The 21,384-nt window shown below is 42.0% G+C and carries 21 protein-coding genes, 1 tRNA gene and 1 pseudogene; 11 read left to right on the top strand and 12 right to left on the bottom strand.

Annotated features, from left to right (window positions below; all coding sequences use genetic code 11):
- The first annotated feature begins 98 nt into the window (after positions 1-98).
- The 5 genes from purF to V7K31_RS11290 all read left to right on the top strand — a co-directional run bounded on the left by purF (position 99) and on the right by V7K31_RS11290 (position 5,289).
- On the top strand, positions 99-1,598 hold the full coding sequence (gene purF, locus V7K31_RS11310; RefSeq protein ID WP_335094409.1) for an amidophosphoribosyltransferase: 1,500 nt from the start codon (positions 99-101) through the stop codon (positions 1,596-1,598).
- A 113-nt stretch (positions 1,599-1,711) separates the two neighbouring features.
- Positions 1,712-2,278 carry a Uma2 family endonuclease gene (locus tag V7K31_RS11305; RefSeq protein WP_335094408.1) on the top strand — a complete coding sequence of 189 codons (567 nt, stop codon included), beginning with the start codon at positions 1,712-1,714 and terminating at the stop codon, positions 2,276-2,278.
- 57 nt (positions 2,279-2,335) lie between these two features.
- A complete protein-coding gene (locus tag V7K31_RS11300; protein WP_335094407.1) occupies positions 2,336-2,482 on the top strand; it encodes a hypothetical protein in 147 nt (48 codons plus the stop codon).
- A gap of 593 nt (positions 2,483-3,075) precedes the next feature.
- Positions 3,076-3,621 carry a hypothetical protein gene (locus V7K31_RS11295; protein ID WP_335094405.1) on the top strand — a complete coding sequence of 182 codons (546 nt, stop codon included), beginning with the start codon at positions 3,076-3,078 and terminating at the stop codon, positions 3,619-3,621.
- Between the two features lie 15 nt (positions 3,622-3,636).
- The gene (locus V7K31_RS11290) at positions 3,637-5,289 is read left to right on the top strand and encodes a sensor histidine kinase (RefSeq protein WP_335094404.1); all 1,653 of its coding nucleotides are present in this window, start codon (positions 3,637-3,639) and stop codon (positions 5,287-5,289) included.
- Positions 5,290-5,300: 11 nt separating this feature from the next.
- Here V7K31_RS11290 and V7K31_RS11285 read toward each other — a convergent pair whose 3' ends face one another.
- Genes V7K31_RS11285 through V7K31_RS11275 form a run of 3 tightly spaced genes read right to left on the bottom strand, consistent with a single transcriptional unit; the run spans position 5,301 to position 7,220 of the window.
- Entirely contained in the window at positions 5,301-5,582 is a 282-nt protein-coding gene (locus V7K31_RS11285) for a hypothetical protein (protein WP_094339700.1), read from the bottom strand.
- A gap of 40 nt (positions 5,583-5,622) precedes the next feature.
- On the bottom strand, positions 5,623-6,669 hold the full coding sequence (locus tag V7K31_RS11280; RefSeq protein ID WP_335094403.1) for an ABC transporter permease: 1,047 nt from the start codon (positions 6,667-6,669) through the stop codon (positions 5,623-5,625).
- Positions 6,670-6,701: 32 nt separating this feature from the next.
- Positions 6,702-7,220 (bottom strand): adenine phosphoribosyltransferase, encoded by a 519-nt coding sequence (locus tag V7K31_RS11275; protein ID WP_334830503.1) that lies wholly within the window; start codon positions 7,218-7,220, stop codon positions 6,702-6,704.
- 421 nt (positions 7,221-7,641) lie between these two features.
- Here V7K31_RS11275 and V7K31_RS11270 point away from each other — a divergent pair, with 421 nt between their 5' ends.
- Positions 7,642-8,268 carry a DUF3038 domain-containing protein gene (locus V7K31_RS11270; RefSeq protein ID WP_334830501.1) on the top strand — a complete coding sequence of 209 codons (627 nt, stop codon included), beginning with the start codon at positions 7,642-7,644 and terminating at the stop codon, positions 8,266-8,268.
- Positions 8,265-9,707 (top strand): DUF4335 domain-containing protein, encoded by a 1,443-nt coding sequence (locus tag V7K31_RS11265; protein WP_335094402.1) that lies wholly within the window; start codon positions 8,265-8,267, stop codon positions 9,705-9,707. The genes V7K31_RS11270 and V7K31_RS11265 overlap by 4 nt, the downstream gene beginning before the upstream one ends.
- A gap of 178 nt (positions 9,708-9,885) precedes the next feature.
- On the opposite strand, the gene V7K31_RS11260 is transcribed toward V7K31_RS11265, so the two are convergent.
- The 6 genes from V7K31_RS11260 to V7K31_RS11235 all read right to left on the bottom strand — a co-directional run bounded on the left by V7K31_RS11260 (position 9,886) and on the right by V7K31_RS11235 (position 15,113).
- On the bottom strand, positions 9,886-10,251 hold the full coding sequence (locus V7K31_RS11260) for a four helix bundle protein (RefSeq protein WP_335094401.1): 366 nt from the start codon (positions 10,249-10,251) through the stop codon (positions 9,886-9,888).
- Positions 10,252-10,311: 60 nt separating this feature from the next.
- Positions 10,312-12,582 carry a transglycosylase domain-containing protein gene (locus V7K31_RS11255; RefSeq protein ID WP_335094400.1) on the bottom strand — a complete coding sequence of 757 codons (2,271 nt, stop codon included), beginning with the start codon at positions 12,580-12,582 and terminating at the stop codon, positions 10,312-10,314.
- A 502-nt stretch (positions 12,583-13,084) separates the two neighbouring features.
- Complete coding sequence (locus V7K31_RS11250; protein WP_335094399.1) at positions 13,085-13,735, bottom strand: hypothetical protein; 651 nt, start codon at positions 13,733-13,735, stop codon at positions 13,085-13,087.
- A gap of 11 nt (positions 13,736-13,746) precedes the next feature.
- Entirely contained in the window at positions 13,747-13,932 is a 186-nt protein-coding gene (locus V7K31_RS11245; protein WP_335094398.1) for a hypothetical protein, read from the bottom strand.
- A 15-nt stretch (positions 13,933-13,947) separates the two neighbouring features.
- A complete protein-coding gene (gene lspA / locus V7K31_RS11240) occupies positions 13,948-14,424 on the bottom strand; it encodes a signal peptidase II (protein WP_335094397.1) in 477 nt (158 codons plus the stop codon).
- 101 nt (positions 14,425-14,525) lie between these two features.
- Positions 14,526-15,113, bottom strand: coding sequence for a biotin transporter BioY (locus tag V7K31_RS11235; protein ID WP_334827509.1), 588 nt, complete (start codon positions 15,111-15,113; stop codon positions 14,526-14,528).
- Between the two features lie 872 nt (positions 15,114-15,985).
- Between V7K31_RS11235 and pstS the strand changes: the two genes are divergently transcribed.
- From pstS to pstB, 4 genes are all read left to right on the top strand, one after another.
- A complete protein-coding gene (gene pstS, locus V7K31_RS11230) occupies positions 15,986-17,167 on the top strand; it encodes a phosphate ABC transporter substrate-binding protein PstS (RefSeq protein WP_335094395.1) in 1,182 nt (393 codons plus the stop codon).
- Between the two features lie 175 nt (positions 17,168-17,342).
- Entirely contained in the window at positions 17,343-18,293 is a 951-nt protein-coding gene (gene pstC / locus V7K31_RS11225) for a phosphate ABC transporter permease subunit PstC (protein ID WP_335094394.1), read from the top strand.
- A 19-nt stretch (positions 18,294-18,312) separates the two neighbouring features.
- Positions 18,313-19,194: a phosphate ABC transporter permease PstA gene (gene pstA, locus V7K31_RS11220; protein ID WP_335094393.1), complete on the top strand. Its 882-nt coding sequence runs from the start codon at positions 18,313-18,315 to the stop codon at positions 19,192-19,194.
- Positions 19,195-19,252: 58 nt separating this feature from the next.
- Positions 19,253-20,059, top strand: coding sequence for a phosphate ABC transporter ATP-binding protein PstB (gene pstB, locus V7K31_RS11215; RefSeq protein WP_335094392.1), 807 nt, complete (start codon positions 19,253-19,255; stop codon positions 20,057-20,059).
- Positions 20,060-20,246: 187 nt separating this feature from the next.
- Here the strand turns inward: pstB and V7K31_RS11210 are convergent, their stop codons facing one another.
- The 3 genes and pseudogenes from V7K31_RS11210 to V7K31_RS11200 all read right to left on the bottom strand — a co-directional run.
- Complete coding sequence (locus V7K31_RS11210; protein ID WP_335094391.1) at positions 20,247-20,480, bottom strand: hypothetical protein; 234 nt, start codon at positions 20,478-20,480, stop codon at positions 20,247-20,249.
- A 227-nt stretch (positions 20,481-20,707) separates the two neighbouring features.
- Positions 20,708-20,778 (bottom strand) — tRNA-Gly (locus V7K31_RS11205).
- Positions 20,779-20,828: 50 nt separating this feature from the next.
- Positions 20,829-21,384, bottom strand: a pseudogene (locus tag V7K31_RS11200) (hypothetical protein); the annotation flags it as partial.

Genomic DNA, 21,384 nt, shown 5'->3' with positions numbered 1-21,384 from the left:
CAAATCCCAAGCCGCATCCCTACTATGGTGCGATCAATCCAAAATCGTCAATCTAAAATCCCAAATTGATTGACCCCCCCACCAGGAGCAAAGCTAGCATGATTTCTATTCATTCTGTCACTTCGGATGAATACCCCGATCAGACCAACAACCCAATCAATAGTCATGAAAATCAGTCTGACAAGCCAGAAGAAGCTTGTGGTGTTTTTGGCATCTACGCCCCAGGAGAAAACGTTGCTAAACTGACCTACTTTGGATTGTATGCCCTCCAGCATCGGGGTCAAGAATCAGCTGGTATTGCCACCTTTGAGGGAACACAAATACATCTTTACAAAGATATGGGCTTGGTGTCTCAAGTTTTCAATGAATCCATCTTGGATCAGTTGCCTGGTAGCCTTGCTGTTGGTCACACTCGTTATTCCACCACAGGTTCTAGCCGTAAAGTTAATGCCCAACCCGCAGTACTGGAAACACGTTTAGGTTCATTGGCGCTAGCACATAATGGCAATTTAGTCAATACTGTGCAACTGCGTCAAGAGTTGGTTGAGAATAAATGTAACTTAGTCACAACAACAGACTCAGAAATGATTGCTTTTGCGATCGCCGAAGCCGTCAATGCTGGCGCAGATTGGCTAGAAGGTGCAACTCAAGCATTTCACCGTTGCAAAGGAGCCTTTAGTTTAGTCATTGGCACTCCTAGTGGCGTCATGGGTGTGCGTGACCCCAATGGCATTCGTCCCCTAGTAATTGGCACTTTGCCTGGTAATCCAGTTCGTTACGTTTTGGCTTCGGAGACTTGTGGTTTAGACATAATTGGAGCCGAATACCTGCGAGACGTTAAACCAGGTGAATTAGTTTGGATTACTGAAGAAGGTCTAGCTTCCTATCATTGGAGTCAACAGTCCGAGCGGAAATTGTGTATCTTTGAGATGATTTACTTTGCTCGCCCTGATAGTGTCATGCACAACGAGAGTTTGTACAGCTACCGAATGCGGTTAGGGCGGCAATTAGCTCAAGAATCTGCTGTAGATGCCGATATTGTCTTTGGTGTTCCTGATTCTGGTATACCTGCTGCCATCGGATTTTCCCAAGCTTCTGGTGTATCCTACGCCGAAGGACTTATTAAAAATCGCTATGTTGGGCGAACTTTCATTCAACCAACCCAAATGATGCGCGAGTCAGGTATCCGCATGAAACTTAACCCCCTCAAAGATGTGCTGGCAGGTAAACGAGTAATCATCGTAGACGACTCGATTGTACGGGGTACTACCAGCCGTAAACTAGTCAAAACCTTGCGTGATGCTGGTGCAGTAGAAGTACATATGCGAATTTCTTCTCCGCCTGTAACTCATCCCTGCTTCTATGGCATCGATACCGATTCTCAGGATCAGCTGATTGCTGCTACCAAGTCAGTCGCCGAAATTGCCAAGCAATTGGAAGTAGACAGCCTCGCCTATCTCAGTTGGGACGGAATGCTAGAAGCGACACGAGAAGACACCAATAGTTTCTGTTCTGCCTGCTTCACTGGAGATTATCCCGTAGAAATTCCTCAGCAAGTGAAGCGTTCTAAGCTGAGTTTAGAAAAGGTAGTCGTGTAGATGCTCCGACAGACTGAAGTCTGCGGCTACACAAACAAAGCCCGCCTGCGCGGGCTAAATAAATGCTGTCAATCTAAGGTTAGAATTGGTAAATCATTCAACAGTCATGGTTTATGAACCAGCCGATATCTGAGAGAGTGCGCTGGAGTACGGCCGATTTAGAGTTGTTTCCAGATAACGGGAACCGCTATGAAATTATTGACGGAGAATTGTTTGTGACCAGAGCGCCTCACTGGAATCATCAAAAAACTTGTGTCAGAATTATTACTCCATTGGATATATGGTCACAGACTACTGGTCTGGGACAAGTTGTACCTGCTCCAGGCATAATTTTTGGCGATAATGATAATGTGATTCCTGATGTTGTCTGGGCTAGTAATCAGAGATTGCCCCTACTTTTAGACGAGGCGGGGCATTTGACTGGTGCGCCAGAACTGGTAGTAGAGGTGCTGTCTGCTGGTATTGAAAATGAAAAGCGAGATAGGGAATTTAAACTAAAGCTTTACTCAGCAAGAGGTATTAGAGAATATTGGATTGTGGATTGGCGCAACCAACAGGTGGAAGTTTACCGACGTGAACAAGCGAGTTTAAAGTTAGTTGCTACGTTGTTCAATAGTGATGAGTTGAGTTCACCGATATTGCCTGATTTTACTTGTGCGATCGCATCCTTATTTACATAACATAAGTTCGCAAAATTGCCATAATTTCTTACTATTGGCAATTTTTAACAAATAGTGATGGACACAGGTGAAAGTGCAATGTCTCAGCAGTATTCAATTGAGCAAGTTCCTACGAATCTGGATAAAATTTTTCAGGAAATTGAACAAGGTGAATCGGTACAAATTACGCGATCGGGGCAGCAAGTTGGTGTGATTCTGGCGTAGGAAGAATATGAGCGTCTGCTACATCGAAAGCTGGGCATCCAATGCACTGGCTCACCTACGTGTATTTCAAAAATCAAATAGGAGTCCTATATATCTTCATTTATTATGAAGATATTACTTTAATTTTAAACATATTACTACATTGAAATACTAATTCTATATTTGTAAACATTTAATATTTAAATTTTCATCTTTTTAACGTAATTATAAATAATTTTTAGAAAAGTTAATTAGTGATTATACTGAGACTTTATCATAACTAATTCTTAGCATTCTTTTATAAAAATAAGAATAACTTTTCTGATAAATATAGACAAGTAAATAAAAAATAAGTATTAATTAATTTATGGTTTCTGTTTTATTAAATCTAACAGTAGCTGCTCATTGCCATGCTTTTGTTATTTACACAATAAAAGCAAATTAATATAGCAATCCGAATTTAATCGTGAAAAAATACGGAGATTAAAAGTACGTATTTATTTATAAGTTTTTCAGCCTTTTACTCTTTCACAAATGATTTAGGATTGCTATATAAATAGCAATCTCATCAAGGCTAATAATAAAGTTAAAAAATCTTGTCTTAAATAACGTTCATGACTATAGAGATGGCTTTTGATTTAGATACAACTTTTCAAATAGATGTAGAGCATATTAAGTTAAAAGAAGCATATTCAACAGTATTTGGTTTACATAATCCGAAGATTCCTTTTGTCATTTGGTTACTAGAGAATCCTAATAGCCCCTTGGCATTACCTGGTAAAATTAGTCTTCACGATCATGATTATATTCACATACTTTTAGGTAGAGGAATTTCTCCTCAAGATGAAGCTTTTGTAATTGGATTTACTATGGGAAACGATTTAAATACTAATAGAATGCATTTATTGATATTTAAGTTTTTTGCTCAATTTATATATCCATATCCATACAACTTTTCTAAATTAGATTTAATAAATTTTGACTTAGGTTTTATTTATGGCAAAAAAATAAAAATAAAACAAATGAATGAGATAGTTTTTGAAAATTATCACAATGAAACCATAAATTATCTCAGAAATTATTTTGGTATTAGTGCTGATGAGATCCAACTAATACGACATTTTGAAATTTGGTTAATGCCCGATTCTAATTATATCTAAAACAAGAGTATGAAAATGCACCTACCTTATAAACTGAGATTTCTTCCCTCTCAAATAGTAACTGTAACAGTACTGCTAACGTTACTTTTATTTATTCCTCAAATTTGGCTGAATTGGCAAGCATATTATCATTTCAATAGAATTACTAAAAATGAATTTCAACTGCAAAAACTGAGTGATAAAATTATCTATTTTGATGAAGTATTAACCATGTCAGCTCGCATGAATGCTGTTACAGGTAAACTTACTTGGGAACAACGGTATCGGCAATTTGAACCTCAACTCGATGTCATCATTAAAGAACTTATTAAACTGGCTCCTAAAACATATGAAAATGAGGATGCCAAAAAAATTGATGATGCTAATCAGCAGTTGGTCAGAATGGAGTATCAATCTTTTGATTTAGTCAAGAAGAATCAAAAACAAGCAGCCCAACTACTATTGTCTAGTCCCGAATATGAAATTAATAAACACATTTATGCAGATGGTGTTGCTAAAAGAAACCGTAATATCTCACTTCAGTTACAGCAGGCAGTTGCTGAATATCGTCAAAGAATATTTTGGGCAATTTTAGAATCTATCATAAGTTTAATAATACTTATTCCGGCATGGCTTTTGGTATTAAATTTATTGCAAGAATATTTAAAAGCGAAAAAAATCGCTCAAGCTGCCTTAGAAAAAGCTAATTATGTATTGGAAATGCAAGTTGCGACGAGAACGAAAAAATTAAAGCAGAAAAATATTCAACTACAACAGACACTGCAAGAATTGCAAAATACTCAAGTACAACTGATTCAAACTGAAAAGATGTCCTCACTGGGTCAGCTAGTCGCTGGTGTTGCTCATGAAATTAATAACCCTGTTAATTTCATTTATGGCAATTTAATGTATGTTAGAGAATATATTCAGCAATTACTAACTTTAACTAATCTGTACCAGCAACAATATCCTGATGACAACCCAGAAATAACTATTTTAATTGATCAGATAGATTTGGAATTTCTTATTGATGATCTGCCGAAAATCTTATGCTCAATGGAAGTTGGTACTGATCGTATCCGCGAGATTGTGCTAACCTTACGGAACTTCTCCCGTCTTGATGAAGCGGAAATGAAACCTGTTGATATTCATCAAGGAATTGATAGCACGCTGTTAATTTTGCAGCATAGTCTCAAAGGAAAATCCGAACAGCAAGAAATTACAATTATCAAAGACTATGGTAATTTGCCTCTTGTAGAATGTTATGCAGGAGGATTAAATCAGGTCTTCATGAATATCCTGAGTAATGCTATTGATGCTTTACGTCAACAGGAAATGGAGCGCTTAAAAGATGAGATTAAACAACACCCTAGTTTCATTACTATTTATACTGAAGTTAAAAATCAAGAGTGCGTAGTTATCAGCATTAAAGATAATGGTTCAGGAATAACTGAGGAAGTTAAAACTAGATTGTTTGACCCCTTCTTTACTACTAAAGCTATAGGCGAAGGTACAGGTTTAGGATTATCTATTAGTTATCAGATTGTAGTAGATAAGCATAAGGGAAAAATTAAGTGTGTTTCTGCACCTAAAAAGGGCACAGAATTTGTGATTGAGATTCCTATCAAGCAGATAAGGCAAGCAAAAATATTAACAAAGCCAGATAGTAAAGTTAGGGAGTGCCTTTAGGGATAAGCTGTTTAACTGTGCTGCAAAAACTCAACCTTGGGCAATAACGGGTCAGTCACAATACCCACACCGCTAAAACCCCAACGTTTGAGCAAGTTTCCCAACTGTGTACGCGCAATAGATTCCACAGTAAAGCGATTTGCCACTTCTGCCGCATGGGTATTGAGATAGCTTAAGGCATCAAAGTTTTCCTGAAACAGTAATAAATAACCCGATGTTTCGGCATCAGGACGAGCGATGAGATAATTACCGTCAGTTTTTGAGCGCACCAAGTAATAAACTTCAGACAGCATGGAGATGAGGTTAAACCAATGACTAATGACAGACAAATGACTAATTGAGATTTTCTAGGCGAATGCGTGGATCGGCGGCTTTTAACATCAAATCGGCGATTAAATTGCCAAGAATCAGCAACACTGCGCCCATTATCAAGCTTGCCATTAACAAATATAAATCTTGAGCTTGTAAAGCCTGTAAAGTCAACCTCCCTAAACCGGGCCAGTTGAAGAAAAATTCGGCGATGAAGGCACCGTTTAATAAACCAGCTAATTCAAAACCCAATAAGGTAATCAAGGGATTTATGGCGTTACGGAGTGCATGAACGTAGATAACGCGGTTTTCTGGCAGACCTTTGGCACGAGCCGTTTGGATATAATCTTGACGCAGCACATCCAATAATTCGCCGCGAGTGATCCGTTGTAAACCAGCAAAACTTGTAATTGAGAGGGCGATCGTGGGTAAAATCATGTGCCAGCCGATATCTAAGATTCTGCCAAACCACGACAGTTCCGAGTGATTGATGCTAGTCATGCTACCCACTGGGAATAAAGGCGAGGTGAGTTGCGCTAAAACCAGTAGTGCTAAGGCTGTGATAAAACTGGGAAAACCTTGTCCGGCGTAACTAATCACCTGTAAAACCCGGTCTGAGAGCTTATTTTGGTTAACAGCAGCAAAAATCCCTAGAGGGATAGCGATCGCCCATGTGACAATTAAAGATGCGATCGCTAATAGCAAAGTCGCTGGTACCCGTTCCCACAACAGCGATGCCACTGAACGTTGATAAATAAAACTCGTGCCAAAATCCCCTTTTGTCAAGATTCGCCATAGCCACAGCCAAAATTGCTCTGGCCAAGACTTATCCAAACCAAACTGCCGCTTGATTTCCTCAATTCTTTCTGGAGATATCTTTGGGTTTTGCCGCAGCGTATCTACATAATCACCGGGAGCGAGTTGAATAATGAAAAACGACAAGGCTGCCGCCAAAAACAAAGTCAGTAGTGCCTGCAATAGCCGCTTTGCGACATAAACAAAAGTTTCGCTCGTGACTAGCCTGATTAGCCAATCCCGACCTGTCTCCAAGGAAATTCTCGTAGATGTCATTTGTCTTTTGTCCTTTGTCTAATGACCGATGACTAATATTCAATTAGAGAGATAATCGGCACGTCCGGCAGATATTTACGCCCTTGTAAATCCCGTAGCTCGATAATAAACCCAAACCCTACTAGTTCACAGCCAATCTTCTGTACTAATTTTGCTGTCGCACTCGCAGTTCCACCCGTGGCAATCAAATCGTCCACAATCAAAACTCGGCTACCTTGGTGTAAAGCGTCTTGATGCACTTCTAGGCAGTCTGTACCATATTCTAGTTCATACTCAATTGAGTGAACGGCTGCTGGTAACTTCCCTCTTTTGCGGACGGGAATAAAACCAACTCCTAATTTATAAGCCAGAGGTGAGCCAAAAATGAATCCCCTCGACTCTATACCGATGACATAATCCGCCGTTATTCCAGCTTCGTTGCATTTTTGTGTTAAAAAGTCAATAGTATAGCGCAGTCCCTCTGGATCGCGCAGCAGCGTAGTAATATCCCGAAATAGAATTCCGGGTTTGGGGAAATCTGGGATGTCACGAACGAGAGACTTCAAATCCATAACAATGGGGAGTGGGGAGTGGGGAGTAGGGAGTAGGCAGTAGGGAAAGTTAGGAGTGAAGAGTGAGGAGTTATTAATTTAAATTCATAGCTATCCCAATCCCCAATGCCTAATTTCAGATACCTGAAAAATCGTACACTATAATGTCATACGCTGGGAGTCGAGGCTGAAGCTTCGCTCTTCATTGACGATAATTAGAATCTAAACCAAGCTAGAAAAGGTATTGCACTAATAAATGAGGTGAATTAACTGATGTTTTAAAACTTTAATTTCAATATAGGGAAATCTTTGAGTACAAAGAGTTAACTAATGTATATATCAGATAGTCATGCTACTGCTACAAGTCTAATCTTCAAGTCTTGGCTACCGATCTTAAATTTGTTTTATCTAATCTGTTGGAACCGCACAAGGTATTTATAGAATGAATGTCTCAGCAAGTTTAACGCCGTTCAACAGTCCAACCCAAGACTCACTGCCGACGGTTCTGGACACTTTACCAGATCCTGCGATCGCTTCCAAGACGTGTCCTCGAAGAACGCGGTTGCAAATTGATCTGATTTTACTGGCAATTGAAGCTTTAGAGCTTGGTGGTTCGGAAGCAATCCTGGCTTTTGCTCAAGAGTTGGATCTTAAAGGAATTGTTAAAGACAGGGTGAATTTATGGCGGATGCGTAGCTCTAACCCGCTACGAAGAGCGCACATGCGCCGTCCCTTAACTATTATGGAAGCAAAAGCTCTGGTGGTCATTGCTTGCTACATGGCGCGGCGTTTAACTGTTGTCATCCGCCAGTTACTAATGATATGTCAACAAATGGAAGAAAAACAGATTCCATTAGAACAGAATTTGCGCCTATCTAATTACCTAGAGCGGTTTAGAGCGCATTTTAAGAGCCGGATGAATGCTCGCCGTTCTGGTTTACTGGCATTAAGTTCTGATGAAAAATTAGATGAGCTAGCGATAAATTTGTTAGGACAATTACTATTTTGTACCGGTACAGCTGGAATGCAGAGGTTCTGGATTAGTCTTTTTGACGGTGAAGTGGAATGAATATTCAACGTAAGTACAGTCTACCTAATTGTACACTGCTTTTAGAAGGGTTAAGTGATGTTACTAGGGCTGCACAGTTCCAGGAAATGCGCCCGGAATTATCAATATTGGTAAATGCAGAATGTACTTTATCTGGTTACAATCAACCCCTAACGGGAGGGCGAGAATTTTTTGAAAGTTTGGTGAGGGCTGTTAGTGGCTATGCCCAAGAATTTTTAAGTACTGTACCCAATCCGCAAGCACACAACCAAGAATCGGAGCTAGTAGAGTTTCGGAAAGTTAACAGCAACCGACACAGGTTAATCATACATTCAGAAGGTATTCCAGAGGGGTTCGAATCTCACTCTAAAAATTCCAAACGTCCGCCTATTGAAATAGATTTGAATACGGTACAGTTGTTTGATTTAGTGGAAGCAGTGGATCAGTTTTTTGCTGATAGCCAAACTTTACCAGAATTATCCCTAGAACTACAACCAGTTACCAGACGCTATGGCGGTGCTAGTCAGGCTTTGATCAGGCAAGCAGTTCCTGCTGCTGTGGGAGTATCAACTTTAGCAGTAGCAGCGATCGCTTTTAACTTGATTCCACCTCCCCAAATCCGTCCACCGCAGCCTAAGCCAGATGAGCAAAGTAGCTCTACAACAAAAAGCCTAACTCCTCCAGTATCAGTTGCTGCAACTCCCATCGCTGCTGCAACTCCCATACAAACACCAACGCCCACAACTAATGCAAAGCCAGTAGTTAAAGATTTAGAAGCACTTTTAAATACGGTTCCAGAAATTACTGATCCATCGCAGTTACGTGCATTGAATCGCCAAGTGTACAACCAAATTCATCCAGCTTGGACTAATCGCTCAGGATTGAACGACGATTTAATTTATCGTCTGGGTGTAGCTGCGGATGGAGCGATCGTTGGTTATAAGGCATTGAATAAAGAGGCGAATCTCAGAGTCGGGCAAACTCCTCTGCCTAACCTACTTTATAATCCTGCTAACCGCACTCCCATTTCCAATGAACCGATCGCCCAATTTAGAGTAGTGTTTAATACAAAAAGTGTACTAGAAGTTAGCCCTTGGCGGGGATATGCTACTACACCAGAGGTACTCGGCGCAAAAATTACTGACTCTAATATAGTCAAAGGTTTAAATCAAAAGCTTTATAGTACAGTTCGCCAAACTTGGAGTGGCACCCCCACTTTTACGCGAGATTTAAAATATCGGGTAGCGGTTAACAAAGATGGTGTAATTGCTGACTATGAACCACTCAACCAAGTAGCCTTTGACTATTTCCGGGAAACACCTCTTCCGAAAATGTTCAACGCTATCTACGGTTCCAATGTAGCAGCCCCCAACAATAAAGAACCTCTCGCCCACTTCCAAGTGATATTCAAGCCTAGCGGTAAACTTGAAGTCACTCCTTGGCAGGGATATCAACAATAGGGCATGGGGCATGGGGCATGGGGCATGGGGCATGGGGCATGGGGCATGGGGCATGGGGCATGGGGCATGGGGCATGGGGCATGGGGCATGGGGCATGGGAAAAAGAATTAAGTTCCTATTCCCTATTCCCTATTCCCTATTCCCTATTCCCTATTCCCTATTCCCTATTCCCTATTCCCTATTCCCTATTCCCTATGGATTTTAGATAAGCATTAAACTTGGGTAACAGTTCATCAAGAATTGGTTTAAATCTGCTTACCTGTTCATTTGTCAATAACTGTCTGGCGTAGGCTAACCTCAACCAACTGATAGTTTCATACAAAGACCCTCTCGCAATCTTGACAAAACGCCGATTGTCTTGGTCATTGTACCTACCTCTACCTTCTGCGATGTTCGCACAAACACTATCGGCAGACCGAACAAGTTGCTTGCCCAGTGTATCTTTAGTGAAATGATCCCATCCTTTAACAATATGCCAAATTTGATTAGCTAGCTTTTCAGCAAGTTGATAAACTTCTAAGTCCTCAAAATCAGGTCTTCTCACAAAAATCCATTGATCATTTATTGATCAATAGTTCCCAATGCCCAATGCCCAATGCCCAATTTACCTTGTAATCCGCCGCATATAATTTCCCCACAACTGAGCTGCTTGAGCGCTGCTACCAGATGTCGGGGAATTATTGTCGTTTCCCAGCCAAACACCAGTTACAAGCCGCCGGCTGGGAATAAAACCAATGAACCATAAGTCAACGTTTTTATCAGTCGTGCCAGTTTTACCAGCTTCCCCCAGTCCAATGGCAGCACTACGACCAGTACCTCTTGTGATTACGCCACGCATCAAACTAGTCATCTCATCGGCGACACCATTTGGCAGCACTCGTTTGTTGGCATCTGGATCTTGGTCGAAGGAGTAGATTACACGGCAGGTTTTGATATCCTTGCGATCGCGGCAATCACCACTGTCTAGAATTCGGTTAATGGCATGGGGAGGATTCAACACACCGCGATTACCAATAGCACCAAAAGCACCAGTCATTTCCAAAACATTGACCACGCTTTGACCAAGTACCAATCCGGGAACTGGATCGAGGGATGATTTTATCCCCAAACGCTGCGCCATTGCCACCACTTTATCCAGCCCAATTTCTTTGGCAACTCGCAGGGCGATGGGATTTTCTGAAAGCGCCAGCCCAGTAGCAATATCAAAGCTAGTGTCAGCACCAGCACGGCAGGGTTTATAAGTAAAGCCTTGCCAAGTTAAAGGGGCGCAGGAATAACTATTGGATGCTGAAATTCCCTGTTGGATAGCGGCGGTGTAGGTAAAGATTTTGAAGGTGGAACCTGGTTGTCTTTTGGCTTGGACAGCACGATTGAACTGACTTTTTTTGTAATCAGTGCCGCCCACCATTGCCAAGATGCTGCCAGTACTGGAGTCAAGAGTTACCATTGCCCCTTGAGAAAAATTAAAATTTGCGCCACCGTTATTGACTGAATTCCGCAACGCTACTTCTGCCTGGCTCTGGTACGCTGGATCAAGCTGGGTTTCAATGATATAGTTTCCTTCTCTTGCGGCTCCCTGCCCCAAGATTGATTCCAACTCAGAGAAGACGTAACTGTAAAAATAAGGAGCGATCGTTTTAGCTTGCTGTTCGCAGACTTTAGGACTAACTTGGACTGTGGAGCGTCTGGCTCGGTTCGCATCCTCAGGTTTAATTTTGCCCATCTCCAGCAACCGCTTAATTACACGATTGCGGTATTCAGCTGCTTCTAGCTTATTGTGACTATCCCCACAAAAATCGAAGCCGTTGGGGGCTGGTAAAATTCCTACCAAGGTTGCTGCTTCTGCCAAAGTTAATTCTTTAGCCGACTTCTCAAAGTAATATCGGGATGCATCCTCAAAGCCAGAGGTATCTCCTCCCAAAAAAACCCGATTTAAGTACATCAGCAAAATTTCATCTTTGCTGTAAAAGGTTTCAAGCTTCAGGGCGACAACTGCCTCCCGCAATTTGCGTCCAAGGGTATCCTGTCTGCCTACATACTCGCGGAACAAACTGCGAGCAACTTGCTGGGTAACAGTACTGGCTCCTTGTTGCACATCTCCACTGCGGCTATTGATCAACACAGCTCGTAAAATTCCCAGAGGGTCAACCCCAAAGTGCCAGTAATAACGAGTATCCTCTGAAGCCACCACCGCAGCAGGCAAATAAGGGCCAAATTCCTCTAAATGCTTCATGTCTACATGAGAGGTAGTCCGAGGCTCTCTCAGGGGAGTGGCTCCATCACGAGCATAAACAACCACTGGAGCGCGTGTAGCTGTAGGTAGAGGTCTGACTGAAAATTTCAGCCATTCAACGCCAATTACCAATGCCAAGAGGGCGCTGACACCGCCAACACCATAAGCTGTCCAACTTGCAGCTTTGACATACCAGGCTGGTGGATCGACATATTGTAACCGCACAGAAGCGGCGAGTTCTGGAGGTCCAAGAGTCAGAATATCGCCGTGACGCAGTTCCAGGGAACTAACACGACGCTTGCCACGATAAATGCCATTGGTGGAATTTTCGTCTTTGATGACAAAAACTGGTGTGCGTTGAGTAGAATTCCGCAATAGCGACAGGTGAATTTGGCTGACAACAGGGTTACGGATGACGATATCGCTGGATTTGGAGCTACGACCTAGAATATAGCGATCGCCCAACAGTGGATATACCTCTGCCTTATCTGCCCCCGCGTCCTGCACCCAGAGTTCCGGTACTTTGGCATTCGGCTTGAGTGCTAATTTGGAAAAATCGACTCTAGCTTGGATAGTATGTACCGCTTGAGTCAGTTGACCAATTAACGTTTGTGGCTTTTGAGGGGGTTGGGGAGAACTCATCGGCTATTCACATCACAGTTTTTAGTGAAGAATCGGGCAAATTACAATCTATTTAGATGTTAGTCTTTCATCATTTTACTCATAAGCCAAAGCATAAATTGGCTATACGGAACTTTTTAATCTAATTTATACTTTAACTTCCCTTGCGACTATAATTAATTTGTGATTTTAGTCACTTATTTATAGAGGTATAAATTTTTGCTCGATTCTCAAAGGCTGATTTTATCTACTATTACTAGTTCAATAACTAGAAACATAGGTTTTATTTCGTATAATTAAACACTAAGTCTTAAGAAACAACAGATTTAATTTTTACCAATTTACATATCCACATATTCTGAAATAAACCTAAATATCTTCATTTAGGAAGATTTTCTAAATCTTATTGTCTGTTTTAATAGGTCGAGTGTTCCGTTAAGGTTAATTTCAGAATGATGGGAAAATCTCTGACCATGATTGGTACAGCTTTATCTTTGGCGCTCACCGCTAACATTGCTGTAGGTCAATCCAGTAAATCCCCCATAGCCCAATCCAGTAGCGACTCCACTAGCGCACCAGCGGAAATCAAGATGTCGCCAGAAGGGATGAAGATTCTGTGCGAGTATTTTCCGCTAAACTCTCGCTGTCCCAACGGCACAGCTGTCACCCCTAGCGCTCCTAGTAGCACTACAGTACCAGCAGAAACCACGCCCAATAAAACTACCACTCCTGAAAGCACTCCAGCACCAGGAACCATGACACCTCCTGGATCTAGCACTCCCGAAAGCACTCCAGCACCAGGAACCATGACACCTCCTGGATCTAGCACTCCCGAAAGCACTCCAGCACCAGGAACCATGACACCTCCTGAACCTGGCGCTCCTCGCAACTTAACTCCAGTACCAGGTAGCTCAACCCCACCTGAACCTGGCACTCCTGGCAGCACTACCGAACCAGGTAGCTCAACCCCACCTGAACCTGGCGCTCCTAGCAACTTAACTCCAGCACCAGGAAGCATTACCCCACCAAAACCTGGTACTCCTGGCAGCACTACCGAACCAGGTAGCTCAACCCCACCTGAACAACCTGGCACTCCTGGCACTCCTGGCAGCAGTATCGAACCAGGTAGCTCTCCCAGTACTCCAGGCTCTAGTTCCCCAACAACTCCTGGCACAGGTAATTAAATTAAAAGCTGAGGCATAATCTAAATACTAGTTTGTCATCAGCGATCGCTGGTGCATCTTCACCTCTTACACCAGTTATGCGAACTGGTGTAAGATAAAAAATCATAATTGCTCGAACTTCTAGATCAAGTCTTCGCATATAGGACTGAGCAAGGGTTTTAGTAATAGATAGCCTGGGATTAATCATCCCAGGCTTTATAGTTTAATGTGACCTGCCAGTTGAAGTCGGTGTTTTTTGCAAGGAAGCAATTAACAGGCAAACAATACCGATACTAATAAATGAATCTGCCACATTAAATACAGCAAAGTTAATCAGGCGAAAATCAAGAAAATCAACGACGTAGCCTAAAACAAACCGATCAATACCGTTGCCCATAGCTCCACCTAAAATCAAGCCATAGCCCAACTGATCCCACAAATTTAAGGTTGGACTAAACAAGGCCAACACTACCAATACTAAACTCACTCCTAAAGATAGCCAGCGCAACCACTCTACTTTCCCACTTAACAGACTAAAAGCGGCACCAGTATTAGTGACATAGGTGAAGTGAAATATCCCAGGTAAGAGTGGTAGGCTCTGCCCCAAGCTAAAGGTTTGCACCACCCAGTATTTTGTTATTTGGTCTAAGAAGAAAGCGATGAAGGCAGCGAAAAAGAAAAGGCGATTTTTTAAACGCATGGCGAATTAGTCATTGGTCATTGATCATTAGTCACTGGTCATTAGTCATTAGTCATTAGTCATTAGTCATGAGCTTTTGACAAATGACGAAGGACAATGAACTAATAAAACATTAAGTGACGCAATACATATGCTATTACAGTAACGGCACACACCACAGTTAGTTGCCCTGGTAGTGCAAACCAGGAGTATCTAAGGATTGCTTGCATCAAGGGTAGATTTTCTGCGCCTTTCCACTGAAAAATATAGCTAATAATCAAATAAGTAATACCGCATAGGTGGAGAGTTAACAAACCACAGATGCAACTAAAGGCGAGAGTTTCTAGTCGAGGTCTAGCTTTAAAAGCAAACAAGCCACAAATCCAAGCTCCAGGAATAAACCCTAGTAGATAGCCAAACTGAGATAGTTTAACATAACCAATTCCGCCGCCATTGGCAAATATAGGTAATAAGGTTAACCCCATCACTAAATAGGCAATTTGCGAGAGCGCACCGGCATTTTTGCCTCCTAAACAACCCACCAGCAGCACTGCGCCAATTTGAAAACTGACTCCTAAAGAAAAAGTCTGAATTCCGTGCTGACTCCAACTCCAAGGAAGGGTGATGCCATAAGCTTCTAGGAAAGTGCCACCCATTGTTAGGAGTAAGCCAATCATAGACCATAGTAATTGATTGGAAGCAGCAAACATTTATTAGACAACCAAGGAAAGGCAAAAGGGAAAACCAATAGCAAGCAGTATATTCATTAATATTGAAATTAAATTTGTGCTGACATCTTAAGAACTAGCATATTTTCTTTTGCCTTTTTGGTATGTAATTTTTCAGTTCTGCGAATTGTGGCTTAGGTGTCTATTGTCTAATTTTATTGACTGAGGCGTGTTCTGATTCTGCCTTTGACCTAAAATATGGTAAAATTTACATCATCGAGCTTAGTATTTGTAGTGAACTACCTACAAAGTGCTTAAGATATTTCCTGAATGCAGTTTTTTTAGGCGATCGCTCCCCGGATCTCGCTGCACTGTACTCGATACAATTCTTCTTTTTAAACTGCGTTTTATACCCATAACTATGGTTCCTGAGCTTGTGTTGCCCTGAGCCGTACCCCTACGGGGAAGCAAGTTACGTGCAGCGTCTCGTAGAGAAGGGTCGAAGGAAAGTTTTCATTCATAATCCTTTCCTTTACCAAGAACTGCCCTCTGCACTTCGGGAAGTATTACACTGAGCCTGCCGAACTGCTCAGTTACCACCTCCTGCCTTCTCTTATAAGCCTTTTGTTTTTACCACGCTTTATCACCTATTGACATACTTTTTTGATGACTTGACCAACGAACGAACACTAAGAATAAAGTTTTGTAAATAAATGTAAAATATTTTACTTCGTGCTATTTGCAACCTAAAATCAACCAGGTAGAAGATTTATCAATCCTAAAAATAAGGGTTTGCTTTTCATCAAAAAAATACTTGTTTTTTTGCTTTGTTAACCTATTGTTAATCTTAATTGTTGTCCTTTAGGGGTATCTTAGAAACGCTCACCTGGAAATATAATAAAAAATTGATAGCGATGCTCTCACGTCTTAGCGTCATCAAAAATCATCGCCTCACAGGTTCAATTTCAGTGTTAGCACTGACAATCAGCCTAACAGCTTGCGGCGGACAACAAACTCCAGATAGCACAGCCACTAAGGAAACACCTTCTGGCACTGCTACAGATACTACTGCTTCTAGCCCAACTAAATTAGACCTTGGTGGAACCGTAAAATTAACCGGGGCTGGTGCGTCTTTTCCGGCACCACTGTACGACACCTGGTTCACGGATTTGAACAAGAAATATCCAAATCTGCAAGTTGACTATGCATCAGTTGGTAGCGGTGCTGGAGTTGAGCAATTTATCAAAGGTACTGTAGACTTTGGTGCCAGCGATGTTGCCATGAAAGATGAAGAAATCCAGAAAGTGCCACCGGATAAGGGTGTTATTTTACTGCCTGTAACTGCTGGTAGCATCGTGCTGAGTTACAACTTGCCAGATGTTCCAGAACTCAAGCTGCCACGGGTAGTTTACGGCGATATTCTACTAGGGAAAATCAAGTCTTGGGATGATCCCCAAATTGCCAACGCTAACCCAGGTGCAAAGCTTCCTAAACAGCCGATCACAGTTGTTTATCGTTCAGATGGTAGCGGAACCACGGGGGTATTTACAAAACACCTCAGCGCTATCAGCCCAGAGTGGAAGACTAAAGTTGGCGAAGGCAAAACTGTCAACTGGCCTACGGGAGTCGGTGCTAAAGGAAATGAGGGTGTTACCGCTCAAATCCAACAAACTCAAGGTTCTATTGGTTATGTCGAGTACGGCTATGCCAAACAAAATAATCTCAAGTTTGCTGCTTTGGAAAACAAAGGCGGCAAGTTTATTGTAGCTAGTGAGGAGTCAGCCTCTAAAGCTCTGGCATCTGTAGCTCTACCGCCTGATCTCCGCCTGTTCATTTCCGATCCAGCAGGGGCTGATTCCTATCCTATAGTCACTTACACCTGGATTTTGGCTTACAAGAAATATTCCAATGCGGCAAAAGCTAAGGCAGTTGAAGCTGCGATCGAATACGCTTTAACTGACGGTCAGAAGCAGGCTAGTGCACTAGGGTATGTTCCTCTACCCCAAAACGTCATCACCAAGGTAGCTGCTGCTGCTGATCAAATCAGTCCAGAGTATAAAATCTCTGTTGGCAGTGGTAGTAGCGCTAGCAAATAAGCATCAAACATCCCTAATCAATAATTTAACTGATGAATTGGTCGTTTTATGGACATTAGTAACTGGGAACACAGGATTACTAATATATCAGTTTAAATAGATGATCAAACGACAATTTTACTAATCTGGTTCGCTCACACATTTTTGTCTGATTTAATTGTTAAAATCGGTATTCATGACTACAAATTCTCAAAATCTGTCATCAACGATAAAAAATCGCTCTGAGGCAGAAAAGTCCCTAGATCGGGGTTTTATTTGGCTGACTAAAATTTTCGCCTTTGGGGTTGGGGCCACTTTATTATGGATCGGGTCACAAGTTGCAATTGGCGCTTGGCCTGCTATTCAAAAGTTTGGTGTCAGCTTTTTAGCCAACACTACTTGGAACCCAGTTAATGATAGCTACGGGGTGCTACCTCAAATTTATGGAACTCTCTTGAGTTCTTTCATTGGTCTATTGATAGCAGTACCAATTGGGGTTGGTACTGCTGTTGTATTGAGCGAGGATTTTTTGCCCGGTAAAGTGAAGCTGGTACTGGTTTTCGCAGTAGAACTGCTGGCAGCTATTCCCAGCGTTGTCTACGGCGTGTGGGGTATTTTTGTTTTGGTGCCAATCTTAACCAGCTTGGGAAAATGGCTTAATAGTTACTTTGGTTGGCTGCCATTTTTTAGCACTTCTCCTACAGGACCAGGAATGTTGCCGGCGGGAGTCATATTAGCGATTATGACTTTGCCCATCATCACAGCCTTATCCCGTGATGCCTTGATTTCTGTACCCCCCAGTTTGCGCCAAGCCTCTATAGGATTAGGAGCAACGCGCTGGGAAACGATTTTGCAAATTCTCATCCCAGCAGCCTTTTCGGGCATAGTTAGTGCTGTGATGCTGGGACTCGGACGGGCAATGGGAGAAACAATGGCTGTAACGATGTTAATTGGCAATTCCAACAACATCAGTATCTCTCTTTTAGCTCCAGCCAATACGATTTCTTCTTTACTGGCAAATCAATTCTCAGAAGCTAGTGGTTTGCAAGTTGCGGCTTTAATGTATGCTGCTTTAGTTCTATTTTTCTTGACTCTGGTAGTCAATATTCTGGCAGAGTTGATCGTTATTAGAGTCAAGCGAATATAGCTTAGTTTTGGGTTAAATTATGACTTCTAGTTTTCCAGAGCGCAGTTTAACTCGCTCCCCCACATCTCAGAGAACACTGTTTAATACAGTGATGACTGTAGTCGCATTTACCTGCGGAGTATTGGCGCTTTTACCTTTGCTAGCAGTACTTTCTTATGTGGTTATAAAAGGCTTTAGCAGTCTGAATCTGGCCGTGTTTGTGGAATTGCCACCCAAAGCTCTACAAAAGGGAGGAGGCTTTGGTAATGCAATCTTAGGCACGCTGCTAATGGTAGGAATTGCTGCCTTGATTAGCATCCCCTTTGGAGTTTTGGGGGCGATTTACATCACAGAATTTAGTTCGGCAAAAGTAGCCAGATGGGTACGTTTTGCGGCTAACGTCCTTAGTGGAGTCCCCTCAATTATTGCTGGGGTATTTGCCTATGGCATTGTAGTTTTAACACTGGTAAAGTTGAACTTAGGATCATATTCCGCTCTCGGTGGAGGGTTTGCACTGGCAATTCTGATGTTGCCAATTATTTTGCGAACTACTGATGAAGCCTTGCAGTTGGTATCGCAAGATTTGCGACAAGCATCTGTAGGGTTAGGAGCGACTAACTTTCAAACAGTGAGTCAAGTAGTTTTACCAGCAGCTTTACCAGCAATTGTAACTGGAGCAACGCTTGCGATCGCCAGAGCATCTGGAGAAACCGCACCTTTACTATTTACTGCTCTGTTTTCCAACTTTTGGCCAGATAGCTTATTCCAACCAACAGCTTCCCTTGCTGTTTTGGTTTACAAATATGCCATTTCTCCGTTTAAAAATTGGCAATCACTAGCTTGGGCAGCATCTTTGATTTTGGTATTGATGGTTTTAATCACAAGTATCATTGCTCGCTGGGCAACTCGTCAAAAAGTTTAGTAAACACACCATCTACAGTACAGATACCAATCGCTCAAACTAATACTACACTTAATTTATGGCCGCTAACATTAAAACAGTGAATGACACTGAAACCGTTTTACGCACCGAAAATCTCAACGTTTACTATGGTAAGTTTTTAGCCTTACAGAATATCTGGCTAGATATACCGAAAAATCAGGTGACAGCCTTTATTGGCCCTTCTGGTTGTGGTAAAAGTACGTTGTTGCGATGCTATAACCGTCTCAATGATCTGATTGAGTCTTTTCGCGCAGAAGGTCAAATACTTTTTTACGATAAAAACTTATATGCATCCGACATTGATCCTGTAGAAGTGCGTCGTCGGATTGGGATGGTGTTTCAAAGACCAAACCCATTTCCAAAATCAATTTATGACAATATTGCTTTTGGAGCTAAAATCAACGGCTACAAAGGAAATATGGATGAATTAGTCGAACAGAGTTTGCGGCAAGCGGCTTTGTGGGAAGAAGTCAAAGATAAACTGCGACAAAATGGCTCGTCTTTATCTGGTGGACAACAACAGCGATTATGTATTGCTCGCGCGATCGCAGTACAACCTGAAGTTATATTGATGGATGAACCTTGCTCCGCCCTCGACCCTATTTCCACCTTGCGGGTTGAAGAACTGATTCACCAACTGAAAGAGCAATATACCATCGTTATCGTCACCCATAATATGCAGCAAGCGGCGCGGGTTTCTGATAAGACAGCCTTTTTTAATGTTCGGACTACAGAAACAGGTGGTCGTAATGGTTTCATGGTAGAGTACGACGCAACAGAAGTAATTTTCAACAATCCTAAGCAGGAAGACACCAGAGATTACGTTAGCGGCAGGTTTGGATAAATATTACATTTGTTTATGTTGTAACGATGAGGGATACTCGGAAATTAAAGCTGCGCTATTCCCTCTAGTTTTTTTATAGTAAGTCTAAGGGTTGAAGACCTGTAACATTACACGGAGCTTAAATTTCAGTCGAGGTTTAAATCCCTGTCTAAAATTGTCTAAAATGTTTGAATTTTGTTAGCGCAGCCTAAAGCCTTATCTTCTCCCAAGGGGAGACGCTACCGCGAACGAGAGGCAACGCCTTCGGCATAGCTTCACTTAGAGCGAGTCCGCGTACTCCTGCAAAGAAGCAAGCTACGCGCAGCGTCTCGTAGATAGCGTCATTTTGAATTGTTAATTGTTCGTCAACTTTGGCGTAGGCGTAGCCCGCCGCAGGCATCGCTTGATAAATTATGGCTGTTTCTTGGTCAAAAAAAAGCAATAATTAAGCTGTTTAACATTAGACTTGCATTGACTGGGCGGGCAAGATACTCACTCTACAATAGTCCGATACATAGCGCAGTAATAGTGTTGGCAAGACTTGCTATTTATTTCATACTTGCATGTCTGGCGATCGCTACCTACATAGTAGACATTGCTGATTGAAACAGTTATTTTAGCAAGCCCAGACTTGCTTCTTGCACCAGCGCATTTTAGAGTTTTTTTCTAAGCGGGCGGCGGGAATCGAACCCGCATTAATAGCTTGGAAGGCTATAGTTTTACCACTAAACTACGCCCGCGCATTTCCAACCCTATAAATGTAGCACAGTTTTTGCGAAAATTCAAGCATCTAGTTGGAATTAGTAGGTTGGATTTTGATCCTGACATACAGATTGCTCAAACCTGGTTTTGTACCATCGTTGTTGTGAGCAGCAATAAAGTTTTCTGTTTTGAAAACTTCACTGAGGACTTGCTCGTATGTGCTTTTTTGGCTTTGGAGTCTTGCTGGTTCTATTTCTAGAACTACAGCCCGTTGAAAGTTGCCATTGTTATCAATTATTAAGCTAGCCAAGAGCTGTGCTGGTTCAAGTCCAGAATTGTGGACAAGAAAACTTGAGTCTAACTGTTTTGTGTTGCTTCCCTTGTATAAAGCGATAACGTCGGGTAAAGCATCTTGTCGCAATCTTCCTGCTTGTATCAAGTTACTCACTTCATCTTTAGCCAAAGGAGCTACTATTGCTACCGATGCTCCCTCAGTCGGATTTGGTGGAGTTTCCCTAGTTCGAGTTGGTAAAGTTTGTTTAGTGGGAGTTGGTGGAGTTTCCCTAGTTCGAGTTGGTAAAGTTTGTTTAGTGGGAGTTGGTGGAGTTTCCCTAGTTCGAGTTGGTAAAGTTTGTTTAGTGGGA

Source organism: Nostoc sp. (genome assembly GCF_036917675.1).
Classification (GTDB): Bacteria; Cyanobacteriota; Cyanobacteriia; order Cyanobacteriales; family Nostocaceae; genus Nostoc.
The sequence above is the reverse complement of the archived record's forward strand: the minus strand, read 5'-3'. Positions and strand labels throughout refer to the sequence as shown.